Source organism: Ruegeria sp. H7, assembly GCF_056532945.1.
Genome location: NZ_JBQFNZ010000003.1, coordinates 298,437 through 311,132 on the forward strand (window position 1 = coordinate 298,437; position 12,696 = coordinate 311,132).

The following is a 12,696-nucleotide window of genomic DNA, read 5'->3' on the forward strand; positions in this document are numbered from 1 at the left end:
CGGGCCTAAAGCCCGGCCGCCAGACGTGTGCCCTGATTGATTGCCCGTTTGGCGTCCAGCTCCGCCGCGACATCTGCGCCGCCGATCACGTGCGGAGTGATGCCGCGTTCGATCAGCGCGTCCGCCAGACTGCGCTCGGAGACCTGACCGGCACACAGCACGATGTTGTCGGCTGCGATCAAGGTCGGGTCCGCGCGTTCCTCGCCAAAGCTGACATGCAGGCCGTCTTCGTCAATGCGTTCGTAGTTCACGCCGCCGACGAAATTGACATCTTTCATCTTCAGCGTCGCACGGTGAATCCAGCCGGTTGTCTTGCCCAGCCCCTTGCCATGCGCCTGCTTCTTGCGCTGCAACAAGGTGACCTGACGCGCTGGGGCCGCGGGCTGCGGGCCTTCGGGCGCAAGGCCCGCGCGGTGGTCTTCCGGGTCTGTCACGCCCCATTCCTTCATCCACAGCGGCAGATCGGTGGTGGCGCTGTGGCCGTCTTCCAGCAGAAACTCCGAAACATCGAAGCCGATGCCGCCCGCGCCGACAACGGCGACGGATTTGCCAACCTCGGCCTTGCCGCGCAGCACGTCGATATAGCTGAGGACATTGTCCCCATCCTGTCCCGGAATCTGCGGATCACGCGGAGTGACGCCGGTTGCGATGACCACCTCGTCAAAGCCGGTCAGGTCGTCGGCATCAACCTCGCGGTTCAGTTCCACGTTCACGCCCAGATCGTCCATCATGGTGCGGTACCAGTCGACGAGGCCCCAGAACTCCTCTTTCCCCGGCACTTGTTTGGCCATGTTCAACTGCCCGCCGATCTCGGACGCGCGGTCGAACAGGGTCACGTCATGGCCGCGCTGGGCAGCGGTCATTGCGGTGGACAGGCCAGCCGGACCTGCGCCGACGATGGCGACCTTTTTCACGGTATCAGCCGCAGCAATCACCAGTTCGGTTTCGTTACAGGCGCGCGGGTTGACCAGACAGGTGGTCAGCTTGCCGCTGAACGTGTGGTCCAGACAGGCCTGATTACAGGCGATGCATGGCGCGATCTGCGCGGACTGACCGGCAATGGCCTTGTTGACGAAATCTGCATCCGCCAGCATCGGCCGCGCCAGCGAGACCATATCAGCGCAGCCCGAGGACAGAACCTCTTCGGCGACCTCGGGCGTGTTGATCCGGTTCGAGGTGATAACTGGGATCGACACCTTGCCCATCAGCTTTTTCGTCACCCAGGCAAAGGCCGCGCGGGGAACGCTGGTGGCAATGGTCGGAATCCGCGCTTCGTGCCAGCCGATGCCGGTGTTCAGGATCGTCGCACCCGCTTTCTCGATCTCTTGCGCCAGTTGCACCACCTCGTCATGGGTCGACCCGTTGGGAACCAAATCGATCATCGACAGGCGGTAGATGATGATGAAATCTGTTCCCACCGCCTCGCGCGTGCGTCGCACGACCTCAATAGGCAGGCGCATCCGGTTCTCATACGAGCCACCCCAGCGGTCGGTGCGCTTGTTGGTGTGGGTCACAAGGAACTGGTTCAGGAAATAGCCCTCGGACCCCATGATCTCGACCCCGTCATAGCCTGCCTTCTGGGCCAAACGGGCCGCATTAACGATGTCGCTGATCTGTTTCTCGATCCCCTCTTCGTCCAGCTCATGCGGTGGAAAGGGCGAGATTGGAGATTTCACCGGGCTGGGGGCCACGCATTTCGGGCCATAGGCATAGCGGCCCGCGTGCAGGATCTGCATGGCGATCTTGCCGCCCGCCTGATGCACACGTTCGGTCACGATGGAATGGTTTGCCACCTCTTTGTCGTTGGTCATCATCGACGCCCCCGGCAAAACCGAGCCTTCCAGATTCGGACCGATCCCGCCCGTCACCATCAGCGCCACGCCACCGCGCGCCCGGTCGGCATAAAACTCGGCCACCCGGTTCCAGTCGCCGGTCTCTTCCAGTCCAGTGTGCATCGAGCCCATCAGCACGCGGTTTTTCAGCGTGGTAAAGCCCAGATCCAGCGGGGCCAGCATGTTTGGGTACGCAGTCATGGTGAAACTCTCCCTCCCGTCTCCGCGTTTTAAATTGACGTTCACGTCAACTTTGTCACGCGAAACCTAACGTCACCCCCTATGCTACCGTGGCGGCGCTTGTTAGAGGTGGGCAAAACAACCTTGCGAGGCCGTGCATGACCCCTGATCAGATCGCCAAACTGCCCTATCGCCCCTGCGTTGGTCTGATGCTGATGAACGCCGATGGGCAGATCTTTGTCGGTCAGCGCAACGATCGCCACAAGGACGCCTGGCAGATGCCGCAGGGGGGTGTGGACAAGGGCGAAGACCCCCGCGATGCGGCGCTACGCGAGCTGTGGGAGGAAACCGGCGTCACCTCTGATCTGGTCGAGGTTGTGGCCGCAACCGATGGCTGGCTGCCCTATGATCTGCCGCATGACATCGTGCCCAAGATCTGGAAAGGCCGCTATCGCGGGCAAGAGCAGAAATGGTTCCTGCTGCGCTTCACGGGCCGCGACGATCAGATCAACATCGAAACCGAACATCCTGAGTTCACCAAGTGGAAATGGCAGGACCCGGATCGGCTGATTGAAGAAATTGTGCCTTTCAAGCGTGACGTCTATGAACAGGTCGTGGCTGCGTTTTCCGAACATCTGGGCTGATCACCGCCCCGCACGTTGGCGTGAGGGGGCGTAGTCGCGTCCTGAGACCCCCTTTAGCTTGGGGTCCATGAAAGACACCTTACCCGAACCGATCACAGCCAAACCCGCCGGACGCCGATTTGAAGGCCCAGACCGACGCGCGCCCTTGCGCGACGGTTTGAAAGGGTGCGGTGAGTTTGGGGCCACTCAAACAGCAGGCCGGTTCTACCCGATGGCCTGCGTTGCGCTTGAGGTGACGCAGCGCTGCAATCTGGACTGCACGCTGTGTTACCTCTCGGACCGGGCCGAGATGACCTATGATCCGCCGCTGTCGGTCCTGTTTGCGCGGATTGCGACAATCAACAGCCACTATGGCCGTGGTGCATCGGTACAGCTGACCGGCGGCGACCCGACCCTGCGCAAAACCGAAGACCTTGAGGCGCTGTGCCGCGAGATCAAGCGGTTGGGCATGCGGTCCTGCCTGATGACAAACGGCATCCGCGCCAGCCGGGCGTTTCTGACCCGTCTGGCGGCGGCCGGTCTGGATGATGTCGCGTTCCATGTCGATATGACTCAGGACCGCAACGGGTTCGGATCAGAGGCTGAACTGAACACTGTGCGCGAAAAATACCTTGCCCGCGCCCGTGGCTTGGGTGTGCGGGTCCTGTTCAACACGACGGTGTTTGGCGGCAACTTTGGCGATCTGCCCGATCTGGCGCGGTTCTTCCGGGACCAGCCCGAGGTTGCCTTTGTCTCGTTCCAGATGCAGGCCGATACAGGGCGCGGCGTGCTGCGCGCCCGCCCGGATGCGATCACGCAGGACAGTGTCATGCGTGCGATCGAGCGTGGATATGGCACGACGCTGGATTTTGATGCGGCTTCCGTCGGTCATTCTGCCTGCAACCGCTACGCCAGCGTCCTGACCGCCGGGGGGCGAGCGGTCTCCTTGCTGTCGAACGCCAAGCTGGTGCAGCAGGTGATCGCCGCGTTGGAGCGGTTGGACACGGGGCGCGAGGCGCATCTTGTGATCCGGTCCACGGTCCGTCGGTTGGTGCTGCGGCATCCGGTTTTGGCGGTGTGGGCGGTGGCGCATTTGGTGGCCTCGGTCGCCCGACTTGGCCCGGGCTTGCTCCGCGGTCGGGTGCGGCGGCAGGCGGTGTTCATCCACAACTTCATGGCGGCAGATGCGTTAGAGGCGGATCGCTGCGCCTCATGCGTGTTCATGGTGGCGACCGGGAACGGACCCTTGTCCATGTGCGTCCACAATGCCCAGCGCGATCAGCATCTGGCCGCTCCGGATCGGATCGATAGCCCGATGGGAACCTATTGGTGGAACGCGGCGATGCGAGGGTTGTCGTCGCGGCCGGAAATTCCTGCGCTGGGCGACCCGGCCCATGCGCCGCTGAAACGATTGAAAGGGCAGATGCGTCTGACCCGCCGGGACCGAAAGGATGCCTCGTGAAAAAGCTGCTGATCGTCTTGCTGCTGCCTTTGCTGGCGGCCTGCGCCAGTGTCGAACGGCTGGCCCTGCCACCTGCCGAGGCCTTGCCGGGCAATGCCCTGACCCGCAGTGCCCCGCCGCCGGGGCAGCGCGTGGATCACAGCGACTGGAGCGCGTTCCTGTCCCGCTATGTCGCGCCCGATGCGCAGGGGGTGAACCGCGTGGCCTATGCCAGCGTCACCGAGTCTGATCGTGATCGTTTGGAGGGGTATCTGGGGCAACTGCAATCCGTTGACCCGGCACGCCTGACACGCGATCAGCAACTGGCCTACTGGATCAACCTCTATAACGCGCTGACCGTGGATGTCGTCCTTGAGGCTTATCCGGTCGACTCGATCCGCGACATCACCGACGGGCCGCTTTCCTTTGGCCCATGGGATCGCCCCCTGGCCACGGTCGCAGGGCAGAGTTTGACGCTCAACGATATCGAACACCGGATCATCCGCCCCGGATTTGATGAGCCGCGCATCCATTACGCGCTGAACTGCGCCGCCGTGGGCTGCCCGAACCTGATGGATCGGGCGTGGGAGGCCGGAACTCTGAAACAAGACCTCGCCGCAGCCGAGCGGGCCTATATCAACGACCCGCGCGGCGTGCGTTTTGATGATCGCGGGGGGCTGATCCTGTCCAAGATCTATATCTGGTTCCGCGAGGATTTCGGAGCGAATGAGCAGGACGTGCTGACCTATATCCAGACCGCAGCCGCCCCTGAATTGCGCGCCAGATTGCAAGAAGTCCGGCGCGTTAAGGCTTATAGATACGACTGGGCGCTGAACGGCGCGGCGGCGGGGTCATAAAGGCGCGGGATCAAGGCCGAAAGGCCGCCGCGCCAGCGCCGACCCGCCCCCACGGGGCGGCGCTTTTGCACCGTCAATCTCTGTTTTACCCGCGCAGTTGGTTGCACCATTAAGTGCGAGGTTCAATTGGTACAAGCGCCACCCCGCAGGTCGGCGCTGGCGCGCCTATAGCAACCCCTCGCTGCGCAGCAAGTCCTGCATGTTGGCCTCGGGACGCGGACCGATATGGCTGATCACTTCGCGGGCGCAGACATTGCCGATGCGGGCGCAGGTCTCGTAATCGCGGCCCGTGGCCATGCCAAACAGGAAGCCTGCGGCGAACTGATCTCCGGCCCCGGTTGCATCCACCGGCACTACCTTATCGACCCGCACATCGACGCGCTGGCCATCATGCAGAACAGTCACGCCATCGCCGGACCGGGTGCACACGACCAAAGGGCAGATACCGGCGGTTTTTGCCAGCGCCTCTTCCAGATCATCGGTTTCGAACAGCGATTTGATTTCGGCCTCATTGCCGATCACGAAATCCAGTTCGTTCTCGATCAGCAGCAGGAAATCGACGCGATGCCGTTCGACGCAGAACGGATCGGAAATCGCGATCCCGGCCTTGCCGCCACCCTTATGGCAAGTGCGCGCGGCCTCAAGGAATGCCGCCTTGCCTTTTTCCTTGTCGAACAGGTAGCCCTCAAGGAACATGATCTGGCTGTTATTGGCCACATCGGCCGAGACATCCTCGGACGATAATTCCGAGGAAATCCCCAGATAGGTGTTCATCGACCGCTCGCCATCGGGCGAGACAAAGATCATCGAACGCGAGGTCGGTAGCTCTCCGCCCGGGACCGGCGGGTTCACGAAATCGACGCCATCCTCGTTCATCGCATCCGCATAGAACCGACCCAAGGCGTCATCATGCACGCGCCCGATAAAGGCGGCGTCCAGACCCAGAGCCCCGGCACCGGCAATCGTATTGGCGACCGAGCCGCCCGGTGTCTGCACCCGGCCTTCCATCGAGGCATAGAGCACCTCGCCACGCTCCTGCTCGATCAGTTGCATGATGCCTTTTTCGATGCCCATTAGTTCCAGGAAACTGTCATCGGCCTGGGAAATCACGTCCACAACGGCATTTCCGATGCCGGTCAGTTGGTAGGTCTTCATAGGGTTTTGTCCTCGAATTGACAGAGATCACGGATGATGCAGGTCGGGCATTGCGGCTTGCGCGCCTTGCAATGGTACCGGCCATGCAGGATCAGCCAGTGATGCGCATGGAGTTGGAAGTCGGCAGGAATGTTGTCTTCGATGGCGCGCTCGACCGCGTCCACATCCTTGCCGGGGCAGATACCCGTGCGGTTGCCGACGCGGAAGATATGCGTATCCACCGCCTGCGCCGGTTGCCGCCACCACATGTTCAGCACCACATTGGCGGTCTTGCGCCCGACACCGGGCAGGGATTGCAACGCGGCGCGGGAATTGGGAACTTCGCCGCCATAATCGTCGACCAGAATACGGCTCAGCTTGATGACATTCTTGGCCTTCTGGCGGAACAGGCCGATGGTCTTGATATGCTGGGTCAGACCTTCTTCGCCCAGATCCAGCATCTTTTGCGGCGTGTCGGCGATTTTGAACAATTCGCGCGTGGCCTTGTTGACGCCCGCATCGGTCGCCTGCGCCGACAGCGCCACGGCGACGACCAGAGTGTAGACGTTCACATGCTCCAACTCGCCCTTGGGTTCGGGGTCGGCTGCCTGAAAACGCGTAAAGATCTCGCGGATCGTGTGGTAATCGAGTTGCTTTGCCATCCGCGCCTTAATGCCGCCCGCAAGGCCATGACACAACCCCTTGGTTCTGGCCCAAAGCCAATGCGCAAGTTCCGGGTCGCAGGGGCGTGACCCGCGCGCTATGGTTTTGGCATCAGATGAGGTGACTGCCATGAACGTCCAGACCCCGGAAAGCGGATACCACTACAACGTCATGCGCCGCGCGATCGAGCTGATCGATCAGGGCGGCGAGGGCCTCAGTCTTGAGGAACTGGCGCAGCAGATGGATATGAGCCCGGCCCATTTCCAGCGACTGTTCTCGCGCTGGACCGGCGTATCACCGAAACGCTACCAGCAATACCTAACGCTGGGCCACGCCAAGGCGCTGCTGCGCGAACGGTTCACGACGTTGGAAACCGCCCATAACGTGGGCCTGTCCGGCAGTGGCCGCCTGCATGATCTGTTTCTGAAATGGGAGTCCATGAGCCCTGGCGAATACGCCCGCGAAGGCGCAGGTCTGACGATCTATTGGGGCTGGTTCGAAAGCCCCTTTGGCCCCGCGCTGGTGATGGGCACCGACAAGGGCATTTGCGGTATGGCCTTCGGGGCCGAGACCGGCGAGGAAGAGGCGATGGAGGATATGCTGTCGCGCTGGCCCTTGGCCGAGTTCGTTGAGGACCCGATGCACCTGCGGCCTTGGGTGCTGAGTGCCTTCGGCTCTGTCAGCGACCGTTTGCAGCCGACGCCTTTGTACCTGATCGGCTCACCCCTGCAGATCAAGGTGTGGGAGGCGCTGATGCACATCCCTTCGGGTCAAGTCACCACCTATTCTGAAATTGCGCAGCGGGTGGGCTCGCCACAGGCCGTTCGTGCAGTCGGAACAGCGGTCGGGCGCAACCCGGTCAGTTGGCTGATCCCCTGCCATCGAGCGCTGCGCAAATCGGGCGGGCTTGGTGGCTATCACTGGGGCCTGCCCGTCAAGCGCGCGATGCTGGCCTATGAAGCCGCGCAGGCGGATGCCTGATTGACAGAACGTCCCGGCGCTGTCATATGGCGCGCCAGGTACGGGTCCCCTGCCGTTCGCGGCCTTTGGCTTTGGTGAAACCCGGTTGAATGCATATCTGTTGCCCTTTCCTGGCGCACGGATGGCAATGCGAACACCGTCCTGATTTCGCGCCCCTATAAGGAAGCGAGGCAAGACATGACTATTGATCAAGACATCGCTCCGGTTTCGGAGCTGAAGGCGCAGGCAAAGCGACTGCGCGAGAGGCTGCGCAGCGCGGATGTGATCCTGTCGCATAGCGAGGCCCTAGAGCTGGTGGCCCATCAACAAGGGGCCAAAGACTGGAACACGCTGCGTGCGATGGCTGGCAACCGGCTGCATCTCAGGGTCGGTGACCGGGTCAAAGGACGCTATCTGGGTCAGCCGTTCAATGCGGTCATTCGCGGTTTGACGATGTTGGGTGATGGCGGGCACCGCCGTGTGACGCTGCAATTCGACGCGCCCGTGGACGTGGTGCGGTTTGACAGCTTCTCGGCCTTCCGGCAGCGCGTGACCGGCGAGATCGGTTGGGACGGGCGGTCTACCCGTCATACATCGGACGGAGAGCCGCAGCTTGTCGTCCAACCAGCCTGAAAATAAAGCGAGGCACCCTAGGGTGCCTCGCATTTTGATTGCAGAAAACAGGCGTTACTCGGCGGCCCAGCCGCCGACGGCTTTGACTTCAAGAAAATCCTCAAGCCCCCAAATGCCACCTTCGCGTCCATTGCCGGATTGCTTCATGCCTCCGAACGGAGACCCCGCACTGCGCGATTTGCCGTTCATCTCGACCATGCCCGAGCGCAATGCCCGCGCCATGCGATTGGCGCGCTCGCCATCCTGTGTCTGGACATAGTTGGTCAGGCCATAAGGCGTGTCGTTGGCGATCTCGACAGCCTCTTCCTCGGTGTCGAAGGGGATCATGGTCAGGACCGGGCCAAAGATTTCCTCGCGCGCGATGGTCATCTGGTTGTTGGCATCCGCAAAGACCGTGGGGCGGACGTAATAGCCTTTGTTCAGACCCTCAGGTCGACCAGTACCGCCCGCGACCAGCCGGGCGCCTTCGTCGATGCCTTTCTGGATCAGGTCCTGAATTTTGCGCCACTGCACCTCGTTCACCACAGGGCCGATATGGCGGCCTTCCTCGGCAGCGGGGCCAACCTTGACCATGTTCGCAACCTCGGCAGCGGTTTCGACGGCCTGATCGTAGATCGGGCGCTGGACCAACATCCGGCTGGGGGCGTTACAGCTTTGGCCGGTGTTGTTCATCATATGCGACACACCGCGCTTCACCGCGCTGGCATCCGCATCGGCAAAGACCACATTCGCGCCTTTGCCGCCCAGTTCCAGATGTACTTTCTTCAATGTGTCCGCAGCCGCTTTGGAAATTGCGGTTCCCGCACGGGTCGAGCCAGTAAAGCTGATCATGTCCACATCCGGATGGCTGGACAATTGCGAGCCGACGCCAACCCCGTCGCCATTCACCAGATTGAACACGCCGGGCGGGAAGCCGGCGGCGTCCATCAACTCGGCAAAGATCATCGCGTTCAGCGGGCTTTGCTCGGACGGTTTCAGAACCATCGTGCATCCGGCAATCGCGGCGGCCCCAACCTTGAGCGTGATCTGGTTCATCGGCCAGTTCCAGGGCGTGATCAGACCGGCAACGCCGACAGCCTCGTGGATGATGCGGTCGTTTGGGGCGTGATCGCCCAGCGGATGTTCGAAGGGAAAGGCCTTGGCTGCGCGGATGAAGGTGTTCAGGTGGTACATGCCCGCCCCTGCCTGAGCCGCCCGCGCCAAATCGATCGGGGCCCCCATTTCCAGCGAGATCGCCTGTGCCAGATCATCGTTGCGGGTCTGGTAGATCCCGGCCAGTTTCTCGACCAGTGCAATCCGCTCGGCAACAGGGGTGGCCATCCAGTCGGGCAGGGCCGCCCTGGCCGCAGCAACGGCGGCATCGGTATCAGCCTGCCCGCCCAGTGAGATCACTGCGCAGGGCTCTTCTGTTGATGGGTTGATGACGTCGAAGTCATTGGGCGCGGATGGGGCAACCCATTGGCCGTTGATGTAGAATTCACGCTTTTCGATCATGGCTCTCCCTCCTGATCAGACGGCATTGGGGCCGGTTTCGGGGCACTCTGGCACTGGCGGCATAGCGGGGCAAGAGGGGGATTGGGCCAAATCTCTTACCGCTTGCAAGGGGAATGGCGTATCCTTGTGCGGGCCAATGGTTTAACTCTGACGCAGAGTGTTTAGGTTTACGGCAACCGACTCGGGTTTTTCACAGGAAAGGAGATGCACCATGGGTTTGCGCATCAATGACACGGTTCCCAATTTCACCGCAGAAACGGATCAGGGCACCGTTCAGTTTCACGACTGGATCGGTGACAGCTGGGCGATCCTGTTCTCGCACCCCAAAGACTTTACGCCTGTCTGCACCACCGAGTTTTCGGCTGTGGCCCAGTTGAACGACGAATGGGCGGCCCGCAACACCAAGGTGATCGGTGTATCGGTCGATGGTGTGGAAGATCACAAGAAGTGGAAGAAAGACATCGAGGCATATGGGAACGCCAATCCCGGTTTTCCGATCATCGCCGATGATGGGTTGGCCGTGTCCAAGGCGTTTGACATGCTGCCTGCCGAAGCCTACCTGCCCGACGGGCGCACCCCCGCCGACAGTGCCACCGTGCGGTCGGTCTTTATCATTGGGCCGGACAAGCAGTTGAAACTGTCGATGACTTACCCGATGACTGTGGGCCGCAACTTTGCCGAGATCCTGCGCGCGCTGGACGGGTTGCAGATGTCGGCCAAGGGTGTTGCGACGCCTGCGAACTGGGTGCCGGGCGAGGATGTGATCATTCCGCCTGCCGTGTCGAATGAAGATGCCAAAGAGAAATTTGGCGAGTTCGAGACGATCTTTCCTTATCTGCGTAAGACCAAGGCGCCGTCTTAAGACGGACCGGGTCAGGGGGGCTGTCTGCCCCCCGCCGCGCCTAGAGGCGCGACTCCCCCCGAGGATATTTATGGCCAGATGAAGCAGGCGGGCGCTGTGGGTAGCTGTAGAGTTTTGCCCTGTAGGCCGCGCGCTTGAATTCGCGGGTCAGCTTGTCGCTGAACGGCGGGCTTTTCTGGATTGTCGAGCCGCCGATTTCACCGGCGATTTCCCGGTTGCCGCTGCCGAGCAGGGTGTGGATCGGTTGGCCGGTCAGCCAGTGCATTTGCAGAAACGTATCGACCGGGCGGTCGATCTGATCCGTGGCGGCCAACATGCGCGCGGCGGCGCGACGTCCCACCATCTGGCAGACACATTGCAACCCGACCACCCAAGGCAGAACCAGGCGCAGCCCGTTTTCCTCGGCAATGGTTTGTGCCGGAATCTCGCGTTGTTTGACCGGTATGCGGATGTAGTGATCCGGGGTCGCCTCGCGCTTCAAAAGCGCCAGGATCTGCTGCAATTGGGCAGGGTCGATACGCAGATCATCTTCGGTGATGAGTGCCAGATCGATGTTTTCGTCCACCATTTTCTGCCAGATGCGGCGGTGGCTTTGGAACACGCCGATCTCGGTGGGCAGCAGCGCAAAAGGGTAGTGGGGCCGATGCAGATTGCCGGGATGCAGGCAGACATCCGAGATTTGATCGGGGTCGCGCCCGTTCACGGCCTCGAACAATTCGGCGTTGGGCAGGTCTGCGCAAAGCCTTTCGGCGTTTTCCCGCCGGGCGGTGCTGGAAGACATATGAATGACGAACGAGCGCATTGGCATGTGCATAGAGCACCCCGGCGTGTTGGGGAAGGGTGGTGATGGCGAAACACAGAGCCGTGACTGTTTGAAATGTTCCATTTGGCAGATAATGGCCGTTTTCCAGGGGTTCAAGCTGCGTGGGCGGCGGGGCGGGTTATCGACCAGGGATTTTCCAGCCCGCAGTTTAATATAAGCGTGTGCCGCAGCAGGCGTATTTCGAAGGGTTTCAGGACGGGCAGGACGGTGGGGCCGTATCCTTTTGCGCCCTGCCTGAGGGTCGGGAACAGGCTTAGCAATTCCTTTCGGGTCTCGGCGGTCATCGCGCTGAGCGTCGTGTCGCCCGGATAAAGGGATTCAGACCAGATGCCATCGACATTCACCAGTTCATGCTGATCGAACAGGATATGGATGTATTCGACGCCTTCGTCCGGTGGCAACTGGCGGACAGATTTGCCATCGACCAGATTTTTGGCCGGGGCCAGCATCATTGGGGCGGAATACAAAAGCTCCATATTTGGGGAGGAAACCGCGATCCGATGTTGCGGTGAAACCACCAGATCGCGATTGGTGCAGGTGGTAGAAAAATGGTCCGACCTGATCCGGATCGGACACAGATGCGGGGATTGGCGCAGGTCTTGCCGGGACAGCCTGCGTTTGCCGATCCAGCGGACGGGCCGAACCTGACCTCCGGCAACGATGACGGGATCTCCGGGGCGCAAAGCCTCGACCCGGCGGCGGCCTGTTGGTGTCAGGATCATCGATCCGGAGGTGAAGCAGACAAAGGACGGTAGTGTGCTGTATTCGGTTGGGGGTGTTGATGAGGGCCTGCTGGTGACTGCAATCGTGTCCCCGACGTTGGCCTGACCCGATGTGACAACCACATAGATCGGAGAGGTGAACTGCAATTGGACAAAGGACACAGCCTGCCCGTTGATTTCGCCCTGATAGGTTTCGAACACCTGAAAGCTGGAGGAAGAGTTGTGGAAGTTCGGGACACCGCTGAGATCCAGTTGAGTGCTGGAATCCGAGCTTTGCAGAAACGTGTCATCATCGATGATGTCCGCGCTATATGCGGCTTCGATTGAAACGCTATTGGTGCTGAAGGGGTCCGCGCTGAGTTCGTAGATGGTGATGGAGGCCACGGCGGAACGTCTTCCCAGAATTTACAAAAGTTTTCCTTAAGTTTGGGCTAATTCAACTTATAAGTGTTAACATATGGTTTACTAAACC

General features: G+C 61.1%; 12 protein-coding genes. 6 read left to right on the forward strand and 6 right to left on the reverse strand.

Annotation, left to right across the window (positions count from 1 at the left end; all coding sequences use genetic code 11):
• Positions 1-5 precede the first annotated feature (5 nt).
• Entirely contained in the window at positions 6-2,033 is a 2,028-nt protein-coding gene (locus ACR0AC_RS10295; RefSeq protein ID WP_480873164.1) for an FAD-dependent oxidoreductase, read from the reverse strand.
• 137 nt (positions 2,034-2,170) lie between these two features.
• On the opposite strand from ACR0AC_RS10295, the gene ACR0AC_RS10300 reads away from it, so the two are divergent.
• The 3 genes from ACR0AC_RS10300 to ACR0AC_RS10310 all read left to right on the forward strand — a co-directional run bounded on the left by ACR0AC_RS10300 (position 2,171) and on the right by ACR0AC_RS10310 (position 4,933).
• On the forward strand, positions 2,171-2,656 hold the full coding sequence (locus tag ACR0AC_RS10300) for an RNA pyrophosphohydrolase (protein WP_170453614.1): 486 nt from the start codon (positions 2,171-2,173) through the stop codon (positions 2,654-2,656).
• A 67-nt stretch (positions 2,657-2,723) separates the two neighbouring features.
• Positions 2,724-4,097 carry a radical SAM protein gene (locus ACR0AC_RS10305; protein ID WP_170453615.1) on the forward strand — a complete coding sequence of 458 codons (1,374 nt, stop codon included), beginning with the start codon at positions 2,724-2,726 and terminating at the stop codon, positions 4,095-4,097.
• Positions 4,094-4,933, forward strand: coding sequence for a DUF547 domain-containing protein (locus ACR0AC_RS10310; protein WP_480873166.1), 840 nt, complete (start codon positions 4,094-4,096; stop codon positions 4,931-4,933). Before ACR0AC_RS10305 ends, ACR0AC_RS10310 begins: the two co-directional genes overlap by 4 nt.
• Before the next feature lie 165 nt (positions 4,934-5,098).
• Here ACR0AC_RS10310 and ACR0AC_RS10315 read toward each other — a convergent pair whose 3' ends face one another.
• Both ACR0AC_RS10315 and nth read right to left on the reverse strand, forming a co-directional pair.
• Positions 5,099-6,088: an adenosine kinase gene (locus ACR0AC_RS10315; protein WP_170453617.1), complete on the reverse strand. Its 990-nt coding sequence runs from the start codon at positions 6,086-6,088 to the stop codon at positions 5,099-5,101.
• Positions 6,085-6,729, reverse strand: coding sequence for an endonuclease III (gene nth, locus ACR0AC_RS10320; RefSeq protein ID WP_170453702.1), 645 nt, complete (start codon positions 6,727-6,729; stop codon positions 6,085-6,087). Before nth ends, ACR0AC_RS10315 begins: the two co-directional genes overlap by 4 nt.
• A 130-nt stretch (positions 6,730-6,859) precedes the next feature.
• Between nth and ACR0AC_RS10325 the strand changes: the two genes are divergently transcribed.
• A complete protein-coding gene (locus ACR0AC_RS10325; protein WP_480873169.1) occupies positions 6,860-7,711 on the forward strand; it encodes a methylated-DNA--[protein]-cysteine S-methyltransferase in 852 nt (283 codons plus the stop codon).
• Between the two features lie 177 nt (positions 7,712-7,888).
• Positions 7,889-8,323 carry a glyoxalase superfamily protein gene (locus tag ACR0AC_RS10330; protein ID WP_170631145.1) on the forward strand — a complete coding sequence of 145 codons (435 nt, stop codon included), beginning with the start codon at positions 7,889-7,891 and terminating at the stop codon, positions 8,321-8,323.
• A gap of 54 nt (positions 8,324-8,377) precedes the next feature.
• Here ACR0AC_RS10330 and ACR0AC_RS10335 read toward each other — a convergent pair whose 3' ends face one another.
• On the reverse strand, positions 8,378-9,817 hold the full coding sequence (locus ACR0AC_RS10335; protein ID WP_480873171.1) for an aldehyde dehydrogenase family protein: 1,440 nt from the start codon (positions 9,815-9,817) through the stop codon (positions 8,378-8,380).
• 211 nt (positions 9,818-10,028) lie between these two features.
• On the opposite strand from ACR0AC_RS10335, the gene ACR0AC_RS10340 reads away from it, so the two are divergent.
• Positions 10,029-10,679, forward strand: coding sequence for a peroxiredoxin (locus ACR0AC_RS10340; protein ID WP_170521286.1), 651 nt, complete (start codon positions 10,029-10,031; stop codon positions 10,677-10,679).
• Positions 10,680-10,719: 40 nt separating this feature from the next.
• Here ACR0AC_RS10340 and ACR0AC_RS10345 read toward each other — a convergent pair whose 3' ends face one another.
• Both ACR0AC_RS10345 and ACR0AC_RS10350 read right to left on the reverse strand, forming a co-directional pair.
• Entirely contained in the window at positions 10,720-11,493 is a 774-nt protein-coding gene (locus ACR0AC_RS10345) for a glycosyltransferase family 25 protein (protein ID WP_480873172.1), read from the reverse strand.
• Between the two features lie 101 nt (positions 11,494-11,594).
• Positions 11,595-12,608: a Hint domain-containing protein gene (locus ACR0AC_RS10350; RefSeq protein ID WP_480873174.1), complete on the reverse strand. Its 1,014-nt coding sequence runs from the start codon at positions 12,606-12,608 to the stop codon at positions 11,595-11,597.
• Positions 12,609-12,696: the final 88 nt, after the last annotated feature.